The following is a 21,918-nucleotide window of genomic DNA, read 5'->3' on the forward strand; positions in this document are numbered from 1 at the left end:
GTCCGGGCCACGGCCGCGAATCTAGTTCTCATTTGGGGAACTGTGCTTTTCACGCTCGGAGAGCGGGACGCGCCGTCAGATGGCGGGCTCGCCGGGCGCGACGGTGGGATGCGAAGATCGGACATTGTGGACACAAGCGGCATGCGCAAGGGCGTCCACCGGGCGACCACACGATGGCGTGCGGTCGCGGCGGTGGTCTTGTTGGGATCGACTCTCGGCGGCATCGCCGCGCCCGCGACCGCGTCGCCCTCTTCACCGTCTGGCCGTCCCGCGTTCGCGGCGCATGGGAGCGTCGAGCAGGTGTACGCCACGGGGGTTCGGCCATCGGCCCGCGTCGCATTGCTCGACCACCGCGGCGCGACGGTCGCCACCCGGCGAGCGAACTCGTTGGGCGGCGTGCTGTTCCGCGGCGTGGCACCCGGTGAGGGGTATCGGGTGCGCCCCCAAGGCGGGGCGGCGTCCCCACCCCTCGAAGTGCTGCCGCCGGACGCCGCGCCACCGAACCTCGACGTCTACGACCAGACGCTGCCCACCCACGGCTACGGCTATCTGACCACCCGGGACGGCACGAAGCTGGCGATCGACGTGCACCTCCCGACCGATGTGCTCGATGCGCTACCGATCCCCGGCGGCGTGAAGATCCCCCAGCAGCTGAGGGACGCCTTGAACTCGGTGGCGCTGAACGGGCTACGGCTGCCCGGCGACATCCAGCTCCCGCAACTGCCCGTCGGCGGCCCCTACCCGACCCTGATCGAGTACGGCGGCTATGGCTTCGCCGACCCAGCCGGTCCCCAGAACGGGATCGCCACGGTCGCCAACCTCATGGGCTTCGCCGTGGTCGACGTGAACATGCGCGGCACCGGCTGCTCGGGCGGCGCCTTCGACTTCTTCGAACCGCTGCAGGACCTCGACGGTTACGACGTGATCGAGACGGTGGCCCGCCAACCCTGGGTGCTGCACCACAAGGTCGGCATGCTCGGCATCTCCTACGGCGGCATCAGCCAGCTGTTCACCGCCCAGCTCAACCCGCCGAGCCTGGCCGCCATCTCGCCGCTGTCGGTCATCGACTCGACCCAGACGACCTTGTATCCCGGTGGGATCTTGAACACCGGGTTCGCCCTCGCCTGGGCGAAAGAACGGGTGCACGACGCGTTGCCAGCATCGCCCACCGGCGGCCAGAAGTGGGCCTACGACAAGATCCAGCACGGCGACACGATCTGCAAGGCCAACCAGGCCCTGCATCCCGAAGCCGTCGACCTGCTCGCCAAGATCAAGGCGAACTCGCATTACGTGGCGTCGGTGGCCGACCCGCTGGCCCCGATCACGTTCGTGCACAAGATCAAAGTGCCGGTCTTCCTCGCCTGCCAGTGGGAAGACGAGCAGACGGGCGGTCACTGCCCGGATCTCGCGTCGCACTTCACGGGCACGGACAACAAGTGGTTCACGTTCACGAACGGGTTCCACATCGACTCGCTCGACCCGGTGACGTTCAACCGCTGGTACGACTTCCTCGAGCTGTTCGTGGCGAAGCAACCACCGATCTACAACACCGCGCTGATCAAGGCCACGGCGCCGCTCGTGTACCAGACGGCGATGGGGATCGACGGCCTGAGCCTGCCCGACGACCCCGTCCAGGGTGCGCTGACGTACAAACGGGCCTTGGCGATGTTCAAGCAGCTGCCCCCGGTCCGTGTCGTGTTCGACAACGGCGCGGGTGGCTCGAAGCCGGGCCTCCCCTACCCCACCTCAGAGCGCTCCTTCGCCACCTTCCCGCCGCGCTCGACCCGGGCGGAGACCTGGTATCTCAGCAGCGGTGGCGCGCTCACCAACTCTCGGCCGACCCGCGCCGCGGCCGACGGCTTCACGTGGGATGCCGGGGCTCGCCCGCTCACGGACTACGCCGGCGCCGACCCCTGGCAGGCGCTGCCCGCGTTCACGTGGCGCCAGGCCCCCAAGGGCAGCGCCGTGTCCTACGTGACGTCGCCCCTCGCCCAGGACACCACCGTCGTCGGGGCCGGACGCGTCGACGTGTGGGTGCGGTCGTCGTCGCCGAACGTCGACTTGCAGGCCACCATCAGCGAGGTGCGTCCCGACGGCAAGGAGACGTTCGTACAGAACGGTTGGGTGCGCACGAGTGAGCGCGCGCTCGACGGGTCGAAGAGCACGTTGCTCCAGCCGGTGCTCAGCTTGCGGGCGTCCGACACGTCCGCGATGCCGAAGGGTCGCTACGTCAAAGTGACGATCCCGCTGTACTACCAGGGCCACCAGTACCGGGCCGGTTCGCGCATCCGCGTCACGATCACCGCACCGAACGGCGACCAGCCGGTGTGGTCCTTCGCGGTGACCAGCCCCACCGGCACCGCGCACGTGGCGATCGCCCACTCCCCGTCGATGCCGTCGCAATTGGTCCTGCCGGTGATCCCCGGCGTGGTACCCAAAGCCGGGCTGCCTCCGTGCCCCGGCCTGCGCGGCGAGCCTTGCCGGCCGTACGTCGCCATCGCCAACCGTCCTGCCTGAGCCGGCCCGTCCAGCGCTCCACTCCCGTCGGGGAACCCGCCGCGCGCGGACGGCGGGGAAGTGCGGGAGCGTCCGCACACCGCCGCACACGGCCGTGTCACACCGCCGTGTCACACCGCCGCGGCCCGACCTGGTGCCGCCACATCCCGTCGCGCCATCGCCTCCGAACGCGAGAAACCCCCTGCTGAGCAGGGGGTTTCGATGGAGCGGACGACGGGATTCGAACCCGCGACCCTCACCTTGGCAAGGTGATGCTCTACCAACTGAGCCACGTCCGCGTGAGGCGACCACTATAGCGAGGCCCGCCGGAGCGGCCGAACAGCGGATCAGGCCGGGGGACCCGAAGCGACCGACGCGACCCGCTCCCGGACCCGCTTGGCGATGTCGTGGGCGATCGGCACGTCGAAGATGCGGTCGATCTGCACCCGCGTCGCCGCCCACGTGAACGCCAGCGCGGCAGTCTGGTGATCCTGCCAGCCCTGGACGACCAAGTCGCTCACGTAGATCGTCTCCACGATGTCGGGCTGCCACTGGCGTCCGTTGATGATGGCGACGCGGCGGTCGGTGACCATCACGATGCCGGGCACCTCGTTGAACATGCCTTGTGCGACGAGTTCGACGTGCTCACCGGAGTCGAGGCGGGACGCCGCGACGGTGAGCGATGGGACCGCCGAGTGGTAGCTGGCGGGGCTCAGCCGGAGCACCGCTGCGGACATCCCGGTGGGGTCGTCGATGACGGGGATGGGCCCCGTGACGACCGGCCCGCTCGGGGTGAACGAGCCCATCGGCGCCGGCCGTTCGACTGGCGCGACGCCGGGCGGGGGCGGCGCGGGCGCGACCGCGCCGGGAGGCGGGCCGACGGGGGGCGGGGGCGGCGGCGTGGCGCCCGCACCCGGCGGCGGGGGTGGCGCCGACGGACCCCGGCCCCAGGCCGTCGGTGGGCCGGGCGGCGGCGGGCCAGGCGGTGCATACGCGGACGGGGGCACGCCGGCCGACGGCGGGACTCCCGTCAAGGGAGGGACCGGCGTGGCTGGCGGGAGCCCAGCGGTCGGCGGGCCTTCGGCTGCCACCTCCGACCGCGGCAGGTCCTCGCCAGCCCCGCCCCCAGGATCCGGCGACGGCTGGTCCTGGTCGGTCTCGCTCGCAGCCAGGTCGGGCGCGGGAGGCGGTTCGCGGTCCCAGGGCGGCGTCGGCGTTCCGTCACCAGTCCCCGGGGGCGGGTCGGTCACCGATTGCGGTTCGCTCGGATCCTGGGGTTCATCGGTCATACGTGTGCTCCACCTCGGGGCCCGCTGAGGAGGTTCGACGTCGAGCTCGACATCACCTCACCGTACCGGAGGGTCTTCCACCCCCCGATCGGTCAGATGTCTGACGGCTCGTCGTCAGGGTGCGCCGGCAGGGAGATCTCGAGGTTGGCGTAGCGGCTCTCCCGCCGCCCACGACCGCGCCGGCCGCTGCGGAACGCGCCCGCGTCGGCTGCGTCCTCCGCGGGTGGCGCGGCGCCGCCGGGCACCACCGCGACGCGGGTGTCCGCAGCTTCGGGGGCGGCCCAGCCATCGTCGTCGTCCACGGACGCCTGCTCGGCGTCCGCAGCGGAGGACCCGGCGCCCGGCAGCGTGAGCGCGGCGCCTTTGGCAGCCGCACCCCTCGGGGGTCGAGTGCGCGCCCAGTAGCGCCAGGTGAGCACGGCCATCAACAGGGCCACCAGCACGAGGCCCGCCACGATGGCCCACACCTTCCAGTTGGTGGTCCGGTGCTTGTCGGCGCTGTGGTCCGCCTTGGTGACCGACGCCGCGATCGTGCTCGTGGTCGTGGTCGGGTTCACCGATCCGTTGACGAGGTCGACCGTGGTCGTCACGCTGACCGAGCTCGGCGTCCCGCCGGAATCGGTGCCGTCGGAGGTGCCGGTCTGCGCGCCCGCGCGGGCCGCGGCCAGACACAGTCCGACCACCACGGCCGTGACGGCGACAACCGTGAGCAGGCGGCGCGAACGAGCAATGGAGATGCTGGGGTGCAATGCCTCGAGTCCTCTGAAGCGAAGGGCCCAGTGTAGGGCCGGGACACCTCGCGGCTGGGTCAAGGCGCGGACCCCAGGTCTTTGGTGGCGCCGCCTTCCCATCTGGTGTTGTATTTGCCACCTCTAGTCTGTTAGGCACTCCTTATCTCGATGTTCAGGACGAGCAGACAGGACACACTCTCATGAACCTCAGGTTCCGATCCGACCCGCGCGGGTCTCGACCCAAGTTGGCAGCGGCGGGCCTCCTCGTCGGCGCCGCCGCGATGCTCGGTGCATGTGGCTCGTCGGGGTCTGGTGGATCGGCAGGCCAGAGCGGGGACGGCGCGAAGCCCCTGAAGGTCGTGCTGACCGACCAGGGTTGCGGCAGTGTCGACCTGCACGCGAACGCCGGTGACATCTCCTTCGAGGTCACCAACAAGGCGAAGACCACCGGCGAGTTCGAGGTCATCAGCCCCGGCCCACACCTCGTCGCGGAGCGTGAGGGCATCCCCGCCGGCGACACCGTGACCTTGAAGGCAAGGGTCACCAAAGGCGTGCACCAGCTCGTGTGCACCACGCCGGCCAAGGACCGCGGGAAGCTCACGGTCACCGGTGAAGGTGGCGGCCTCGATCCGAAGGTGACCGCCGCGCTGCAACCCGCGACGACGAGCTACAAGGCGTATGCGGTGCAAGAAGTCGACGCATTGCTCGCCGGCACGCAGCAGTTCGTGGCCGCCGTCAAGGCCGGCAACCGCGACCAGGCCAAGGCTCTGTACGCCACGACAAGGGTCCACTACGAGCGGCTCGAGCCGATCGCCGAGCTGTTCCCCGACCTCGACGCGGCGATCGACGCGCGCGCCGACGACTTCGGCCAAAAGGAGCAGGACCCGAAGTGGACGGGCTGGCACCGGCTCGAATACGGGCTGTGGGACAACCAGCCCATGCCGTCGCTGTCGGGCCAGGCCGACAAGTTGCTGAGCGACACCACGGCGCTCGTCGCCAAGATCAAGACGCTGACCATCGACCCGTCGGTCGTGGCCAAAGGCGCGGCCGGCCTGATCGAGGAAGCGGCGCAGACCAAGGTGACAGGCGAGGAGGAGCGCTACAGCCACACCGACGTGGCGACGCTGGTGGCGAACGTCGATGGTGCCGAGAAGATCATCGACCTGCTGACCCCTGCGCTCGGCGACGTGAAGGACGGTCCGGCGCTGCTGCAGCAGTTGAAGGAGGACTTCGCCTCGTTGACGGCGGTCACCGACCGGATGAAGGACGCCGCGGACCCCAGTGGCTACCAGCCGTACGACAAGGTGAGCGACAACGACCGCGCGTCGCTCAAGGCGGGCTTGAGCGACCTGAGCGAGGAGCTCGCCACCGTGCCCGGACTGCTCGGGCTGGCGGTGAGCTGACCGGGATGCGGCGATGAGCTCGGAACTCGGTGGTGCACGTGTCGGGCGCCGCGGCGTGCTCGCCGGGCTGGGTGCCACCGCGGCCGGCGTCGGTCTGGCGGCCTGCGGTACGACCAGCGCGAGCGCACGCCCCGGTCCGGGCTATCCCGACGACCTCAACGGCGACGGGTTCGGCACCGACCGCATTCCGCGCTTCGGCCGCCATCAGCCCGGCATCACCACCCCGGCGCCCGGTCACGCCATCGTGGCGGCGTTCGACGTGGTCAGCGTCGCCCGGACCGACCTGGTCGCCATGTTCAAGGCGCTCGACCAGGAGATCGACTCCCTCATGCGCGGGGGCAAGGTCGCCGCCAGGAGCGACCTGTTCCCACCGACCGACAACTTCGTGGTCGGCCCGGCGCGCCCCGCCGACGGCCTTTCCGTCACGGTCAGCGTCGGCGCGTCGCTGTTCGACGACCGCTTCGGGCTGGCCAGCCGGCGCCCGGCCACGCTGCGCCCCATGCCGAGCTTCCCGAACGACCAGCTCGATCTCGCCCGATCCCACGGCGACGTCGCCGTGCAGATCTGCGCCCACACCCCCGATGCCTGCCAACACGCGTTCCGGCAACTGATGCGGGCCACTCGTCGCCAAGCTGTGTTGCGCTGGATGCAGGAGGGTTTCATCCAGCCCAACACGCTCGGCGCAGGCCGGTCGTCGTCGCGCAACCTCCTCGGCTTCAAGGACGGCACCGCCAACCCCGGCACGGGCGACCGGGAACTGATGGACGAGCTCGTGTGGGTGGCGGCAGGGGCACGCGGCGAGCCGGCCTGGGCAGCGGGCGGCACGTACCACGCGATACGCCTGATCCAGATGCACGTGGAGTTCTGGGACCGCACCCCACTGCGCACGCAGAACGAGCTGATCGGTCGCGACAAGGCATCCGGTGCGCCGCTCGACGGAAGCCGAGAGACCGACACTCCCGACTTCGCGAACGACCCCCAAGGCAACGTGTTCCGGCTCGACGGCCACATCCGGCGCGCCAACCCGCGCACTCCGGCCACCGAGAAGAACCGCATCTTGCGGCGCGGGTTCAACTACTCGCGCGGGTTCTCCGCCAACGGCCACCTCGACCAGGGACTCGTGTTCCAGGCGTTCCAAGCCGACCTCGACCGCGGCTTCATGGCCGTGCAGGAACGGCTGAACGGCGAAGGGCTAGAGGAGTACATCACGCCGGTCGGCGGCGGGTTCTTCTTCGCGTTGCCCGGCGTGCGGGACCATGGCGACTGGCTCGGTCGCACGCTGCTCACCTGACGGCCGGAACGCCGGGTCGCGTTCGGACCGGGCAGGCGCTCGGGCTCATCGACGCTCGGCCGCCAAGCGCTCGAACACGTCGAGCGCGCCGGGATCCACCAGCGCGCCGCGGCTCGCGGCTTGGTCCGCGGGCATGCCCGCCAAGATCCGCTTGACCGGCACTTCGAGCTTCTTGCCCGACAACGTGCGCGGCACGGCGGGAACGGCTTCGATCCGGTCGGGCACATGGCGGGGCGAGAGCTGCGTGCGCAGCGCGGCAGCGATGCGAGCGCGCAGATCGTCGTCGAGCACCGCTTCTGGCGCGAGGCGGATGAACAGCAGCAGCTCGCCTACCCCGTCGCCGGCGTCGTCGAGGTGCACGACGAGGCTGTCGGCCACTTCCGGCAGTTCCTCGACCGCGGCATAGAAGTCGCTGGTGCCCAACCGGACGCCGCCGCGGTTCAACGTGGAGTCGCTGCGGCCCGAGATCACGCAGGTGCCGTCGGCGGCGATCGTGATCCAGTCGCCGTGGCGCCAGACACCGGGGAAGTCCTCGAAGTAGGCCGCTCGATAGCGCGAGCCGTCGGCGTCGCCCCAAAAGCCGACGGGCATCGAGGGCATCGGTTCGGTGATCACCAGCTCGCCCTGCTCCCCCACGACCGGGTGGCCGTCGGGATCGAACGCCGCCACGGCGCAGCCGAGGTATCGGCAGCTGATCTCGCCGGCGCGCACCGGGGTGAGCGGCGAACCGCCGACGAACGCCGTGCACACGTCGGTGCCTCCCGACACCGACGACAACAACACGTCGGCTGACACGGCGTCGTACACCCACTCGAAGCCTTCCGGCGGCAGCGGCGCACCGGTGGAGCCGATCGTGCGCAACGCACGCAAGTCGAACGACTTCCCCGGCCGCAGACCCGCCTTCCGGCACGCCATGAGGAACGGAGCCGAGGTCCCGAAGAACGTGACGCCGAGGTCAGCCGCCATGCGCCACAACCCGTCGACGCCATGATGGCCAGGGTCACCGTCGAACGACACGATCGACGCGCCGACCATCGGCCCCGATGCCAAGTAGTTCCACATCATCCAGCCGGTGGTCGAGAACCAAAAGAAACGATCGCCCGGCTGCAGATCGCCGTAGAGGCCGAGCTGCTTGGCGTGCTCGAGCGTGATGCCACCGTGTCCGTGCACGATCGCCTTCGGTAGCCCGGTGGTACCTGACGAGAACAAGACGTACAGCGGGTGGTCGAACGGCACTTGCTCGAACTCGAGGCGCGCTTCGTCGGCGCCGCCGAGGAGCACGTCCCAACCGATCGCGCCCGGGACCCGACCCGGATCCTGTTCGAGGTACGGGAGCACCACCGTGTGCCGGACCGACGGGAGCCCGGCGCGGATCGCGGCCACTTCCTCGACACGATCGACCGCCTTGTCGCCATAGCGGTAGCCGTCGACGACGAACAGCACCGAGGGCTCGATCTGAGCAAACCGGTCGAGCACGGACCGGGTGCCGAACTCCGGCGCGCACGACGACCAGACGGCGCCGAGGCTGGCGGTGGCGAGCAGGGCGACAAACGACTCGGCGATGTTCGGCACATAGCCGGCAACCCGATCACCCCTGCCGATGCCGAGGCGGGCCAGGCCCGCACGGCACGCCGCGACCTCGCGGCGGACATCGCCCAGCGTGAGCACCACCGGCTCTCGTGACTGCGACAGGGACCACACGATCGGTGCCGTGTCCGCGACGCCCGGCGCCGCCAGGACCTGCTGCGCGTAGTTCAGCTCGGCGCCCGGGAACCAGGTCACGTCCGGCATGGGTCCGCCCGCCAGCACGTGGGCCGGTGGCGCGGAGAAGGCGATCTCGAACTCATCCGACAGCGATCGCCAGAACTCGGCGAGGTGATCGATCGACCAGCGCCACGCCGCTTCATGGTCGAGGAGCTCGACGCCGTGGTCGGACTCGAGCCGGTCGAGGAAGCGACCCAGCCGGGTGGCCGCGCGCGCGTCGCGTCGCGGGGTCCACAACGGAGCAGGGCGCGCGGTCATGGCTGCATTCTGGCCGACCACCCGCGACGGCGACCGCAGCCTCGAGGGTGGGCAACGTCGCCGTCACGCAGCTCGCAATTACTTTGACGTCCAACTAACGTTGCGGGATGCCCCCCGAGGCGCCCCAGCGCAACTCCCCCGTCAACCCGGTGCGGTTCGTCACCGCGGCCAGCCTGTTCGACGGCCACGACGCGTCGATCAACATCATGCGCCGCATCTTGCAGAGCCAAGGCGCCGAGGTGATCCACCTCGGCCACAACCGCTCGGTCGGCGAGATCGTGTCGGCGGCGATCCAAGAGGACGTGCAGGGGGTGGCCGTCTCGTCGTACCAGGGAGGGCACGTCGAGTACTTCAAGTACCTGGTCGACCTGCTGCGCGAGCAGGGCGCCGGCGACGTCCGCGTGTACGGCGGCGGCGGTGGAACGATCATCCCGGCGGAGATCGCAGAGCTCCACGCCTACGGCGTGGCCCGCATCTTCTCCCCCGAGGACGGGCAGCACCTCGGTCTCCCCGGGATGATCCACCAGATGGTGCGCGAGTGCGACCGCGACCTCGCAGCCGACCTCCCGCCGTCGTTCGATGGCCTGCTGGCCGGCAGCGTGCACGACCTCGCCCGCACGATCTCCGGGCTCGAAGCCGGCAAGTACGACGGGACTGCGCTCGCCGAGCTCCGTCGGGCCGCAGCGCGCCGAACGGTCCCGGTGCTCGGCATCACGGGTACGGGCGGCTCGGGCAAGTCGTCGCTCACCGACGAGCTGCTGCGGCGCTTGCGCCTCGACCAGGAAGACAAGGTTCGTGTGGCGGTGGTGGCCATCGACCCCACCCGACGCAGAGGCGGCGGCGCGCTGCTCGGCGACCGCATCCGCATGAACACGGTCGACTCCCCCCAGATCTACTTCCGGTCGCTGGCCACCCGGTCGGCCACCCAGGAAGTGCCCGAGTCGATCGACGACATCGTGGCGGCGTGCAAGGCGGCCGGCTTCGACCTCGTGGTGGTCGAGACCCCGGGCATCGGCCAAGGCGACGCGGGGATCGTTGGCCACACCGACGTGTCGCTGTACGTGATGACGCCCGAGTTCGGTGCCGCGTCGCAGCTCGAGAAGATCGACATGCTCGACTTCGCCGACGCGGTGGCGATCAACAAGTTCGATCGTCGCGGCGCCGACGACGCCCGGCGCGACGTCGCGCGCCAGCTCGTCCGCAACCGGGAGGCGTTCGGCGCCAAACCCGACGACATGCCGGTGTTCGGCACGATCGCCAGCCACGTCAACGACGACGGTGTCACGGCGCTGTACGAGTTCCTCCGCGACGAGCTCGTCGGCCACGGCCTCGCCATCGGCGAGGGGTCCGGCACGCTCGCGCCCGTCGACCACAAGGTGACCACGTCGTCGACCGTGATCGTGCCGCCCAACCGGACCCGCTACTTGTCCGAGGTGAGCGAAGCGGTCCGGTCGTACCACGCCACCACCGAGACACAGGCGCTCGCCGCCCGCCGCGCACAACAGGTGCATGCCGTCGAGGCGCTGCTCGCGTCCCGGTCGCCGGAGCCCACGGGCACCGTGGCAGCCGGCCCGACGAACAGTGGCGAACTGGCTGCGTTGGCGTCCACGGTCGACGCGGAGCTGAGCGACGCCACCCGTGCGCTGCTCGACGACTGGCCCGCGTTGCGCGAGTCGTACTCCGGCGACGAGCGGGTCACCGTGGTGCGCGACCGCGAGATCCGCACCCAGCTCACCACCGAGTCGCTCAGCGGCACCCACGTGCCCAAAGTCGCGCTCCCCCGCTTCGACGACCATGCAGAGCTCGTGCGCTTCCTGCGACGCGAGCACTTGCCCGGCCACTTCCCGTTCACGGCAGGGGTGTTCGCGTTCAAGCGCGAGAACGAGGATCCGACGCGGATGTTCGCCGGTGAAGGCGACGCGTTCCGCACCAACCGACGCTTCCACCTGCTCGCCGAAGGCCAGCCCGCCACCCGCCTGTCCACCGCGTTCGACTCGGTCACGCTGTACGGCTTCGACCCCGCGGAGCGTCCCGACATCTACGGCAAGGTCGGCACGTCAGGGGTGTCGATCGCGACCCTCGACGACATGAAGGCGCTGTACGACGGGTTCGATCTCTGCGACCCCACCACCTCGGTGTCGATGACGATCAACGGCCCGGCGCCCACCATCCTCGCCATGTTCCTCAACACGGCCATCGACCAGCGCCTCGCGAGACTGCGCGAGGACCACGGGCGTGAACCCACCGCAGAGGAAGCGGCAGCGGCGCGAGCGTGGGTCCTGCGCAACGTGCGGGGCACGGTGCAGGCCGACATCCTCAAAGAGGACCAGGGCCAGAACACGTGCATCTTCTCGACCGAGTTCTCGCTGAAGATGATGGGCGACATCCAGGAGTGGTTCGTGGCCAATGAGGTCCAGAACTTCTACTCGGTGTCGATCTCCGGCTACCACATCGCCGAAGCGGGCGCGAACCCCATCAGCCAACTCGCCTTCACGCTGGCCAACGGCTTCACGTACGTCGAGGCATACCTCGCGCGTGGCATGGACATCGACGACTTCGCGCCGAACTTGTCGTTCTTCTTCTCGAACGGCATGGACCCCGAATACTCCGTGCTCGGGCGAGTGGCACGGCGCATCTGGGCGGTGGCGATGCGCGACCGCTATGGCGCCAACGAGCGGTCTCAGAAGCTCAAGTACCACGTGCAGACCTCGGGCCGTTCGCTGCACGCCCAGGAAATGAACTTCAACGACATCCGCACCACGCTGCAAGCCCTGATCGCCATCTACGACAACTGCAACTCGTTGCACACCAACGCCTTCGACGAAGCGGTGACGACGCCCACCAACGAGTCGGTCCGCCGGGCGATGGCGATCCAGATGATCATCAACCAGGAGTGGGGCCTCGCCAAGTGCCAGAACCCGCTCCAAGGCGCGTTCATCATCGATGACCTCACCGACCTGGTCGAAGAAGCGGTGCTGTCCGAGTTCGATCGCCTCACCGAGCGGGGCGGTGTCCTCGGCGCCATGGAGACCGGTTACCAGCGCGGCCGGATCCAGGACGAGTCGCTGCTGTACGAGTCCCGCAAGCACGACGGCACGCTGCCGATCATCGGTGTCAACACGTTCCGCAACCCGGCGAGCGACGCAGGCGACCTCGCCCACGACGGCGTGCCGGGCCACGACGGCAAGCCGCTCGAGCTCAGCCGAGCCACTGAGGCCGAAAAGGAAGGCCAGCTCGCCCGTCTCCACGAGTTCCACCAGCGCCACGCGGCAGCGCGCGAGCCCGCGATCGATCGCTTGAGGGCCGCCGCGCTCGCGGGCGACAACGTGTTCGCCGTGCTGATGGAGGCCGTGCGCGTGTGTTCGCTCGGCCAGATCACCAACGCCCTGTTCGACGTCGGTGGCCGCTACCGCCGCAACGTCTGAGCTCGGCGACGTTCGGAGAGATGCGGGGTCATGGGACCCGAAACGCTCCGAAGGTCAGGCCGGGGCGCCGTCGAACCAGTCGGCGAAACCGCTCGGGACGTGGGGACCGATCACCACCTGTTCGAAGACGCCTTGGCCGACGTCGCCGTTCCAGTGCACCTTGCAGAGCTGGTGGACATGGAAGTTCTCCGGGGCAAGGGGGTCGAGGTCGTCCAGCTTCCAACGGTTGCCCGTGTCGGCGTACTCACCCAGGTAACGGCCGTGGCCCCACACGGGATCCGTGTAGCCCACGCCCTTCATGTGGAAGTCGACCAGCGGCTCATAGCCCAACTCGTCGACGGCGCCGTCGCGCCAGTGGAAGCGCACGGTGGAGCCCGCGGCGCGGCGGGTGCCCGGCCGCCAGTGCACGTCGACGTCGACCCGATGGGCGTGACGCACCGTGGCCCAGGCCTCCTCGCCGTACGTGGCCGCACCCGGTGCCAGCGCCGGCGACACCACGCCCGACTCGAACGACCGCAGACCCTCGGCGTTCTCCGACACTCCGAAGAACGAGCAGCGGTCCGCGAAGTTCGTCGGCCCCCACAACCAACAGATGCCGGTGGGGTGCAACGGAGGGGCGCCACCCGGCGGCTCGCCGATCGGCCGTAGACCCCACGAGCGGTCGCGGGTCCCGAACGTCGACGACGGGTCGAGGTCCATGTGGTTGCCATCGATCTCGATCCATCCCGACCAGGTGCCCGACTGTGCCAGGCGGGTCGAGTCCATCGTGACCTTCTGACCGCTCATCATCGTCTGGCGCGGCTCCTCGATGGCCGGCGTTCGTGCCGCGAACGTGAGATCGGCGCGCAGCCCGTGACGAGGGGCGTCGACCGTGTACCGCAACGTGCGCAACGGCTCGACCACCTCGACCTCGATCGGACCGAGCTTGGTGGTGTGGCGTTCGGCCGGGATCCGCTGCGAGGCCAGCACGGCGTACTGCTCCCCGTCGATCGCGATGCTGAAGGCCGCGTCCATCACGTCGCGGTTGGGATAGTGACCGAGCGCGCCGACGAAGTAGAAGGGCGCCGATGCGGTGGCGTCGTAACCGCAAAAGAAGTACCGGTCGTACACGTTGGGATCGGCTGACGCGGGTTGGGCGACCGGCGCACCCGCCTGATGGATCGGCAGATCGTCGTACGGGCTGAGCATCGTCGTTCCCCCGGGTGCTGACGCAGGATGCGACGGCCGCTGGCCGTCGGCTGGTGCACCCTACGGCAGTCCAGAACCCGGTTGCGCGCCACCGACACGAGGTAACCGCGTTCCATTGGATTTGGTCCCATTTGGCGCCGGTCCACCACTTTGTCGGGCCGGCATGTCACAGTCATCTGAGCCCGTCCACCGACACGTCGGAGGAGTTGCATGCCCGAACAAACGAGAAAGCTCGTCGCCGAAGCAATCGGGACCGCACTGCTGGTGTTCTTCGCATGTGGTGTGGCCGCGTTGAGCTTCGGATTCAAGGTGACCGGTACCGCACCGTCGGCCGGCGTGGTCGCCACCGCGCTCGCCTTCGGCCTCGTGCTGTTGGTCCTCGTCTACGCCATCGGCCCGATCTCGGGCTGTCACGTCAACCCCGCGGTCACCATGGGCTTCTTGGTGTCCAAGCGGTTCACCGTCCAAGAAGCCGTGCAGTACTGGGTCGCCCAGTTCATCGGGGGCATCGCCGGTGCAGCCCTGCTGTGGGCTGTCTTCGCCGGCACCGCCGACTACCACGTGAAGACACAGGGCCTCGGCGCCGACGGCTACGGCAAGTTGTCGATGACCGGCCTCAACGCCGGCGGCGCCTTCCTGGCCGAAGTGATCCTCACGTTCCTGTTCGTCTACGTGGTGCTGGCGGTCACGGGCCGCATGGCTTCCGCACCCGCCGTCGCCGGGGTGGCCATCGGCTTGGCGCTGGTGGTCGTCCACCTCATCGGCATCCCGCTGACCGGTACGTCGGTGAACCCTGCTCGCTCGCTCGGCCCGGCATTGTTCGTGGGCGGCGACGCGCTGAAGCAGATCTGGCTGTTCATCATCGCCCCGCTCGTGGGCGGGGGCCTCGCCGCCGTGGTCCACGAGATCCTGGCTCCCGCCGAGGCATCGCGGGCCGCCTGAACTACTCGCCGGACCATCCGTTTCACAACCGGGGCCGGATCGACCCGCCGCACGGCGGGCATCCGGCCCCGGTGCCGTTTTTGCGCCACCGGGCAGGGCCGTGGCTGCTCAGGTGGTGACGCCGCGCTCGGCGAGCGCGTGCTCCTTGGCCCAGCGATAGTCGGCCTTGCCCGACGGCGACCGCTGGATGTGCTCCACGAAGATCCACGCCTTCGGGAGCTTGTAGCGAGCGACGTGCCGGGCGGCATGCGATTCGAGCTCCGCCGCCGAAGCCGTACGCCCCTCACCCAGCTCCACGAGTGCGACCACGGCGTTGCCCCAGCGCTCGTCGGGCCGGCCGCACACGGTCACGTCGTAGACCGCCGGATGGCCGGCGATGGCTTGTTCGACCTCCTCGGCGAAGATCTTCTCGCCACCGGAGTTGATGGTCACCGAGTCGCGGCCGAGCAGCTCGATCGACCCGTCGCCCAACAGCCGCGCACGGTCACCCGGGACGGAATAGCGGATGCCGTCGATCTCCGGGAACGTCCGCGTCGATTTCTCCGCGTCGCCGAGGTAGCCGAGCGGCACCCATCCCGACTGGGCCAGCCAGCCATTGCCGTCGTGGCCGGCCGGCAACAGCGCGGAGAGGTCCTCACTGACCACCACCGCGCCGGGCGCAGCCGAGAAGCGGCCCGTCGACACGGCGTCGCGGGTCGACAGGTGGCTGCCTTGCGCGCCGGTCTCCGAGGCGCCGATCGCGTCGCTCACCATCAGGCTCGGCAACTGGGCGAGCAGCCGCTCCTTGATCGACGGGGTCAACGCCGCGCCGCCATTGCCGACCACGGCCAGCGACGACAGGTCGTACGAGTTTCGCTCCATCTCCTCGACCAGTGGGCGCGCCACGGCGTCGCCGACCGTGGTGAGGCTGACCGCGCGCTCGCGCTCGACGGTGCGCAGCACGTCGGGCGGGTCCATACGGGTGTTGTCATGCGGCAAGACAACCGTGCCACCACCGTGCAGCGCGATGAACGAGCCCCATTGCGCGGCGCCGTGCATGAGCGGCGGGATCAGCATCATGCGCAGGCCGTCGCCCGACGCGGCGCGCGCGGCGAGGTCCTCATAGGAGCTGACCGGGTCCCACACCCCGGGGACCTGGCCGCCCATCGCAGAGAGGAAGATGTCGTGCTGACGCCACAGCACGCCTTTCGGCATCCCCGTCGTGCCGCCGGTGTAGAGGATGTACAGGTCGTCGGGCGACGGGTCGACCGGCGGCGCGTCCGACGGCGCCGAAGCCAGCGCCTGCTCGTAGTCGACCGCGCCCGGGAGGAGGTCGTTGCCCGATCCGTCGTCGACTTGCAGCAGCACTTCGAGGTCGGGCAGCGAGTCGCGCACCTTGGCCAGGGTCGGCGCGAACGCCGCGTGGTACACGACCGCTCTGGCGTCGGAGTTGGCGAACAGGTAGCGCAGCTCATCTTCGACGTAGCGGTAGTTCACGTTGAACGGTGCCACCCGCGACTTGAACGCGCCGAGCAGACCTTCGAGGTACTCGTTGCCGTTGTAGAGGTAGAGCGCGACGTGGTCCTGGCCCGACTCGTGGTTGGCGAGCTCGGACCGCTCGCGACGCACCCCGAGCCCACGGTCGTGCAAGTAGTTGGCGAGGCGCCGGCTCCGGCCCGCGAGCTCGGCGTGGGTGATCCGGCGATCACGCCACACCACGGCCTCGCGATCGGGCACCGCCTCGGCCACCACCTCGTGGGTGCGGGCCATCGTGAACTCGACATCTGACACAGCGTCAGATGTTAGGCCGTCGGGCGGTGCGAAGGTGCGGGGCTGAGGCCCACGCGAGCCGGCCGGCCGCGGTGAGGCGCTACCTGGTGGAGCCCTTGGTCGCGTGGGTGAGCGCCTGGTCGAAATCGGCGAGCACGTCGTCGGGGTGCTCGAGGCCCACCGACACCCGGATCGTGCCCGGGCCGATCCCGTTTGCGGCAAGCTCCTCGGGCAGCAGCCCGACATGGGTCGTGGAGGCCGGGTGGGTGACGAGCGTCTCGGGGCCGCCGAGCGACGGCGCCATGAACGCCACTTCGACGCTCTCAACGAACCGGGCGCCGACCTCGTCGGCCGACGCTTCACCCGCCGGCTGCACATCGAAGGAGATCTGGCTGCCGGGCAGGCGCATCTGGCGCTCGACCAGGCCGTGCTGGGGATGCGAGGCCAGGCCGGGGAAGCGCACCTCGGTCACACGGTCGTCGGCTTCGAGCGCCTCTGCCAGCCGTTGCGCCGTCTCGCACTGGCGGTGCAGGCGGGCGGGCAGCGTGCGCACGCCGCGCAACGCGTTGGCCGCGTCGTACGCCGAAGCGGTGGCGCCTTGGAGGATGGCGAAGCCGTACAGCCACTGGATCAGGTCCGCCGACCCCGCGACAACCCCCAGCGTGGCGTCGTTGTGGCCGGCGATGCCCTTGGTCGCTGAGTGCAGCACCAGGTCTGCCCCGTGGCGGAGCGGCTGCTGGCCGAGCGGCGTGGCGAACGTGGAGTCGACCACTTTCATCGGGCCCTTGATCGCACCGAGCGCGTCGAGATCGACGAGGTCGAGCTTCGGGTTGGCCGGTGTCTCGGCCCACACCACCTGGGTGCGACCGGGGATCACCGCCGCGGCCCACGCGTCGGGATCGGTGCCGTCGACGAAGGTCACGTCGATCCCAAACCGCGGGCACACCGCCTGGAACAGCAGTTGCGTGCCCGAGTACAGCTGGCGTTGCGCGACGACATGGTCGCCCGACGAGCACAGCGCGAGGATGATGCCCGACACCGCACCCATGCCCGACGCGTACGCCCGGGCCGCTTCGGCTCCTTCGAGCTCCGCGATCACGGACTCGAAGTCGGCGACGGTCGGATTCCCATAGCGGGTGTAGAAGCGGCTCGGCGCCACGGAAGTGGCCTGCTGGCGGGCGTCGGCAACCGACTCCGTCGTGAACGTCGACGACGGATAGATCACCGGCGCCAAGCTCGTCTCGCCAGGTCGGCGGCCACCTCGGATGGCGGTGGTCTCGGGATGCAAGTGATCGGTCATTGGGTGGCTCCGGTGATTTCCAACTCGTCGAAGAACGCGGTGAGGGCAGCGCCGACTTGGCGGTGCTCGATCAGGAAGGCGTCGTGGCCATGGGGACTGTCGATCTCCGCGTATCTCGCCGGCACGCCCGACCGCCGCAGCGCGTCGGCGATGTAGTGCTGCTGGTACGACGGATAGAGCACGTCGCTCGACACGCCCATCACCAACGTGGGGGCCGTGATCCGAGTGAGCGCGAGGTCGATGCCGCCGCGGTCGCGGCCGATGTCGTGGAGGTCCATGGCCTTGGCCAACACGAGGTAGCTGTTGGCGTCGAAGCGGCGGACCAGCTTGTGGCCATGGTGCTCGAGGTAGCGCTCCACCTGAAACCGCTGCCACATGTCGAACGACTCGTCGATGGGTTCGACCACGTCGCGCCCGAAACGGTCGGTGAAGACGTCGTCGGTGCGGAAGGTGATCTGGCTCATCATGCGGGCGAGCGACAAGCCCGCGTGGGGACCTTTGCCGGGTGGCGCGTCGTAGTAGTCGCCGCCGTTCCAGTTGGCGTCGAGCGCGATGGCTCGGCGACCGCAGCTCCACCAGGCGATCTGCTGTGCCGTGGCGGCCGCGCAGGTGGCGATGGCCACGACCGAACCGACGCGGTCGGGCCACATGACGCCCCACTCGAGCGCCTGCATCCCGCCCATCGAGCCGCCGATCACCGAATGCCAGCGAATGATGCCGAGCACCTCGGCCAACCGGGCCTGCGTGCGCACCATGTCGCGGATGGTCACCACCGGGAACGACGGGCCGTACGGCGCGTTGCGATCCGGTCGGTGCGATGCCGGGCCGGTGCTGCCCTGACAGCCGCCCAACACGTTCGGACAGACGACGAAGTAGCGGTCGGTGTCGAGCGGCCGGCCGGGGCCGATGATCGCATCCCACCAACCAGGGGTGGCCTGACCGGGCCCGGTGCGACCGGCCGCGTGGGCGTCGCCGGTCAGCGCATGACACACGAGGATGGCGTTCGAGCGGTCCGCGTTCAGCTCGCCCCACGTCTCGAACGCGATGGTGATCTCGCGGAGCTGTCCGCCGCCTTCGAGCACAAACGGTCGGTCGACGGCCATCTGCAGGAACTGCCGGTCGGCCGTCGGGTCGCTCGGCCGCCAGGCACCCGACGCAGGCAGGGTGGAATCACGGGGGCGTCGCCACGCGTCAGGCGCGAGGTGGTTGCCGTCGTCGGCCCACGCCGGGCTGCTCGCCACGTCCTCCTCCATCTCGAATCAGGGGAAGGACACCCGAAGCGAGGCGGCCGGAGCCGTCTCGGACACTTCGTTGCCGCCGGTTGGCGGCCACATCCCCGTCGCAGCGGGAGAGCACCTTGGGTGTCCGGTCCCAGGTTGCCGGACCCGGTCGCCCGGGTCGCTCATGATGCCAGGGCCAGATTGCAGCAGGCCCAGGCCGAAGCCGTCAAGCCGAAAGGCCCCTCAAGCCGGCAGCGCGCCGATGACAAGGAACATCAGTGCCGTCCCGCTGATGGTGGTCAGCAGCGTGGCCCACGAAGGGTGATTGGCGTGCGCTTCCGGGAGGATGTCCGCCGCGCCGATGTAGAGCAAGAAGCCGGCGAACGCGCCAAGCGACACCAGCAACACCTTCTGCGGCACGTCGACGGCCAACGTCAGCGCCGCGCCGGCGAGCGGCGCCAGCGCGTCGAGTGCGAGGAGGCGCAGCGCTCGTGTGCGATCGTTGCCGTGGCGCAGCATCAGGCCCACGGTGTTCAGTCCGTCGGCGAAGTCGTGGGCGACGACCGCGAGCGCCACGGCGACGCCGACCCGCGTGTCGACTTGGAACGCGAGGCCGATCCCGAGGCCGTCGGCGAAGCTGTGCGCGCACAGGGCAAGGGCCGACGCCAGCCCGACCGTGGGGTGCCCGTGGTCGTGCCCGTGGGCCGCGACCTGATCGAGGCCGTGGGCGTGCTCGTGGTGCTCGCCGTATTCGTCTTCGTGCGCGGCGTGGATCAGCAGCGACTTCTCGAGGACGTGGAAGGCCAAGAACGCCACGACCAGCGCGCCCATCGGGAGCCGCACCGAGACGTCGAGATGGCGAACCAGATCGAATATTTCCGGCAACACGTCGAACGCGACCACACCGAGGATGACGCCGGCGGTGAAACCGAGCACCAGATGCAACCGGTCGCGAAAGCGCAGCGCGAACAGCCCGCCTGCCGCGGTGGATGCGACCGTCGCCAACGCCACGAGGATCACCACGTGCGGCACTCTAGCCAGAAGTCAGAACGATTCTCAATCTCTAACTGGGACCGGCGCGCGGCGAGGCAGCCGAGCGAGCCACCACCCCACCACGGGATGGTCGGGCGCGAGCCCGTAGGCCTCGGCAGCGGCGGACGCGAACGCGGCGAGCTCGTGGGCATCGAGCGCGGCGGTGGCCGCGTGCCAGCTCGCGTCGATCGTGGGGAGCGGCACGGCCAGCACTTGGCGCGCCGCGAGCTTCACGGCATCGGCCGACCGGGCCGTGCCAGCGGTCTCGCGGAACGCCCATGCACTGGCCGGGGGGGCGGTGAGCGCCGCGGCGATCCGCGACACATCGGCGAGATCGAACGGCTCGACGCTGATGACGGGGACCGATGGCACGAGCACCCCGGTGCGGTCGGCCACTGCTTCGATCACACGGGTCTGGGTGGCCACCAGGATCTTGGGTTGGCGCCGCGCGTCGACCCAGCGTGCGAGGTCGGGCGCCTCCGCTCGCAGGGCAGCCAGGTCGACCACGGGTCGGAGCCAGCGTCGTCCGGCGAACCGGAACGGGGTCGCGGCCCAGCGGTGGCGGCCAGGATCGATCATCCCGACCGTGATCAGCGGCGCGAAGCGCGCCACGTCGAGATCATGACCGCCCGGGGCCTCGCACACGAAGGGAGCGAGGCCGTAGTACTGGTCGCGGAACCCGGCGGTAGCGGTGGCCAGGTCGCCGACCACACCCGGACGGTCGGCGGCCGGTGCGCGCAGGTCGACCCGTGGCACCCCGAGCACGTCGACCACCAGACCCGCCCACTGCTCGCCGCGGGCCGAGCCGGGGTCGGCGGGCACCGGGTCGATCGGCGTCACGTCCGGCCCGGACCACCGACGCACGATCCCGTCCTTGTCGTGGTCGAGGGCGATCACGGGCGCGCACGTGCGAACGGCGGCCTCGAACACCCGCTCGGGCGCCACCCACATCCCGTGCAATCGTGCACCGTCGACGGCCGCCGCTCTTGCCGGGCCGGCGTCTCGGGCCCCCAGCACCGACAGCGGCTGCACCAAGACGACGCGTCCGGCGGGCGCAACCGCCCGGCGGCCGGCCACCAGGAACAGCGCGGCCGAGTCCGTGTAGCCGCGCACCAGGGCACCCCACACCCGCTTGAGCGCGGCGCGGCGATCGGCGTCATGCCGGGTGGCTTCGGCGAGCTGGCCGAGGAAGGGTGGGTTGCCGATCACCAGGTCGGGGTGCCGGCCGGCCCGGTGCAGCAGTTCGGGCACGAGCAGCGCGTCGCCGACGACGAGGCCCGGCACGCCCCGGTCCGGCACGTGGCCCGACTCGAGCGCGGCCCACAACACCAGCGCCGCTTCACTGACCGCGACGGCGCCAGGGTCGACGTCGACGCCGCCGACCCGCTCGGCGACAACCTCGCCAGGATCGACGCCGGCGCGCGCCAACCATCGGGCCGCAGCGAGAAGGAACGCGCCGCCACCGCACGACGGATCGACGATCGTCCACGTGCGGGCGAGAGCGGCCGGGACGCGGTCGACCGCGGCGGCCATCAGCCCGTCGGCAACCGGCCGGGGTGTGTACACGACACCCCCGGCGCGCTTGTGATCCGCGGACAACCCGCCCTCATAGAGGGACCCGACCGCATCGGGCGCCTGGTCGCGGGTGACGTCGGCCAGCGCGGTTGCCCACGAGTCGGGCACGGGCACGGGCCGTTCCGACAAGAGCCGGGGGGCGGACCCGGTGAACTGGTCGACGTCGACACCGAAGCGGGCCGCGAGCAGCCGGGCGGCGGCGGCCACGCCGCCCAGCGATGCAGCGCTCACGGGATCCGACGACCCTCCGTGTGG

14 protein-coding genes, 1 tRNA gene and 1 riboswitch are annotated in these 21,918 nt (G+C 70.0%); of the genes, 5 read left to right on the forward strand and 10 right to left on the reverse strand.

Annotated features, from left to right (window positions below; translation table 11 throughout):
* The first annotated feature begins 126 nt into the window (after positions 1–126).
* Positions 127–2,517 (forward strand): CocE/NonD family hydrolase, encoded by a 2,391-nt coding sequence (locus tag VHA73_04015; GenBank protein ID HVX17177.1) that lies wholly within the window; start codon positions 127–129, stop codon positions 2,515–2,517.
* Positions 2,518–2,719: 202 nt separating this feature from the next.
* Here the strand turns inward: VHA73_04015 and VHA73_04020 are convergent.
* The 3 genes from VHA73_04020 to VHA73_04030 form a co-directional block, all read right to left on the reverse strand.
* Positions 2,720–2,795 (reverse strand) — tRNA-Gly (locus tag VHA73_04020).
* 48 nt (positions 2,796–2,843) lie between these two features.
* Positions 2,844–3,302: a hypothetical protein gene (locus VHA73_04025; protein HVX17178.1), complete on the reverse strand. Its 459-nt coding sequence runs from the start codon at positions 3,300–3,302 to the stop codon at positions 2,844–2,846.
* 575 nt (positions 3,303–3,877) lie between these two features.
* Complete coding sequence (locus tag VHA73_04030) at positions 3,878–4,534, reverse strand: hypothetical protein (protein ID HVX17179.1); 657 nt, start codon at positions 4,532–4,534, stop codon at positions 3,878–3,880.
* Between the two features lie 263 nt (positions 4,535–4,797).
* Between VHA73_04030 and efeO the strand changes: the two genes are divergently transcribed.
* Together efeO and efeB are read left to right on the forward strand one after the other, a co-directional pair.
* Entirely contained in the window at positions 4,798–5,919 is a 1,122-nt protein-coding gene (efeO, locus tag VHA73_04035; GenBank protein ID HVX17180.1) for an iron uptake system protein EfeO, read from the forward strand.
* A gap of 13 nt (positions 5,920–5,932) precedes the next feature.
* Positions 5,933–7,210: an iron uptake transporter deferrochelatase/peroxidase subunit gene (efeB, locus tag VHA73_04040; GenBank protein ID HVX17181.1), complete on the forward strand. Its 1,278-nt coding sequence runs from the start codon at positions 5,933–5,935 to the stop codon at positions 7,208–7,210.
* 45 nt (positions 7,211–7,255) lie between these two features.
* On the opposite strand, the gene VHA73_04045 is transcribed toward efeB, so the two are convergent.
* Entirely contained in the window at positions 7,256–9,232 is a 1,977-nt protein-coding gene (locus VHA73_04045; protein ID HVX17182.1) for an acetoacetate--CoA ligase, read from the reverse strand.
* 107 nt (positions 9,233–9,339) lie between these two features.
* Here VHA73_04045 and icmF point away from each other — a divergent pair, with 107 nt between their 5' ends.
* The gene (icmF, locus tag VHA73_04050) at positions 9,340–12,657 is read left to right on the forward strand and encodes a fused isobutyryl-CoA mutase/GTPase IcmF (GenBank protein HVX17183.1); all 3,318 of its coding nucleotides are present in this window, start codon (positions 9,340–9,342) and stop codon (positions 12,655–12,657) included.
* A gap of 54 nt (positions 12,658–12,711) precedes the next feature.
* Here the strand turns inward: icmF and VHA73_04055 are convergent, their stop codons facing one another.
* Entirely contained in the window at positions 12,712–13,845 is a 1,134-nt protein-coding gene (locus VHA73_04055; protein ID HVX17184.1) for a hypothetical protein, read from the reverse strand.
* A 210-nt stretch (positions 13,846–14,055) separates the two neighbouring features.
* Between VHA73_04055 and VHA73_04060 the strand changes: the two genes are divergently transcribed.
* Complete coding sequence (locus VHA73_04060; GenBank protein ID HVX17185.1) at positions 14,056–14,787, forward strand: MIP family channel protein; 732 nt, start codon at positions 14,056–14,058, stop codon at positions 14,785–14,787.
* Positions 14,788–14,895: 108 nt separating this feature from the next.
* Here the strand turns inward: VHA73_04060 and VHA73_04065 are convergent, their stop codons facing one another.
* From VHA73_04065 to VHA73_04085, 5 genes are all read right to left on the reverse strand, one after another.
* Complete coding sequence (locus VHA73_04065) at positions 14,896–16,557, reverse strand: acyl-CoA synthetase (protein HVX17186.1); 1,662 nt, start codon at positions 16,555–16,557, stop codon at positions 14,896–14,898.
* Positions 16,558–16,636: 79 nt separating this feature from the next.
* Positions 16,637–17,836 carry an aminotransferase class I/II-fold pyridoxal phosphate-dependent enzyme gene (locus VHA73_04070; GenBank protein HVX17187.1) on the reverse strand — a complete coding sequence of 400 codons (1,200 nt, stop codon included), beginning with the start codon at positions 17,834–17,836 and terminating at the stop codon, positions 16,637–16,639.
* Entirely contained in the window at positions 17,833–19,089 is a 1,257-nt protein-coding gene (locus VHA73_04075) for a homoserine O-acetyltransferase (GenBank protein ID HVX17188.1), read from the reverse strand. Before VHA73_04075 ends, VHA73_04070 begins: the two co-directional genes overlap by 4 nt.
* Positions 19,090–19,133: 44 nt before the next feature.
* Positions 19,134–19,252: riboswitch (SAM-I-IV-variant riboswitch) on the reverse strand.
* 47 nt (positions 19,253–19,299) lie between these two features.
* Positions 19,300–20,079, reverse strand: a complete 780-nt coding sequence (locus tag VHA73_04080; GenBank protein HVX17189.1) for a ZIP family metal transporter — start codon at positions 20,077–20,079, stop codon at positions 19,300–19,302.
* A 33-nt stretch (positions 20,080–20,112) separates the two neighbouring features.
* The gene (locus VHA73_04085; protein ID HVX17190.1) at positions 20,113–21,894 is read right to left on the reverse strand and encodes an N-6 DNA methylase; all 1,782 of its coding nucleotides are present in this window, start codon (positions 21,892–21,894) and stop codon (positions 20,113–20,115) included.
* Positions 21,895–21,918 lie beyond the last annotated feature (24 nt).

Source organism: Acidimicrobiales bacterium, from assembly GCA_035547835.1.
In the GTDB taxonomy this organism is placed as follows: Bacteria; Actinomycetota; Acidimicrobiia; order Acidimicrobiales; family Iamiaceae; genus DASZTW01.

Coding starts and splice junctions, on each gene's coding strand:
- efeO (HVX17180.1), top strand. CDS start 4,798: ATGCTCGGTGCATGTGGCTCGTCGGGGTCTGGTGGATCGGCAGGCCAG.
- VHA73_04055 (HVX17184.1), bottom strand. CDS start 13,845: ATGCTCAGCCCGTACGACGATCTGCCGATCCATCAGGCGGGTGCGCCG.
- icmF (HVX17183.1), top strand. CDS start 9,340: ATGCCCCCCGAGGCGCCCCAGCGCAACTCCCCCGTCAACCCGGTGCGG.
- VHA73_04025 (HVX17178.1), bottom strand. CDS start 3,302: ATGGGCTCGTTCACCCCGAGCGGGCCGGTCGTCACGGGGCCCATCCCC.
- VHA73_04045 (HVX17182.1), bottom strand. CDS start 9,232: ATGACCGCGCGCCCTGCTCCGTTGTGGACCCCGCGACGCGACGCGCGC.
- efeB (HVX17181.1), top strand. CDS start 5,933: ATGAGCTCGGAACTCGGTGGTGCACGTGTCGGGCGCCGCGGCGTGCTC.
- VHA73_04060 (HVX17185.1), top strand. CDS start 14,056: ATGCCCGAACAAACGAGAAAGCTCGTCGCCGAAGCAATCGGGACCGCA.
- VHA73_04075 (HVX17188.1), bottom strand. CDS start 19,089: ATGGAGGAGGACGTGGCGAGCAGCCCGGCGTGGGCCGACGACGGCAAC.
- VHA73_04070 (HVX17187.1), bottom strand. CDS start 17,836: ATGACCGATCACTTGCATCCCGAGACCACCGCCATCCGAGGTGGCCGC.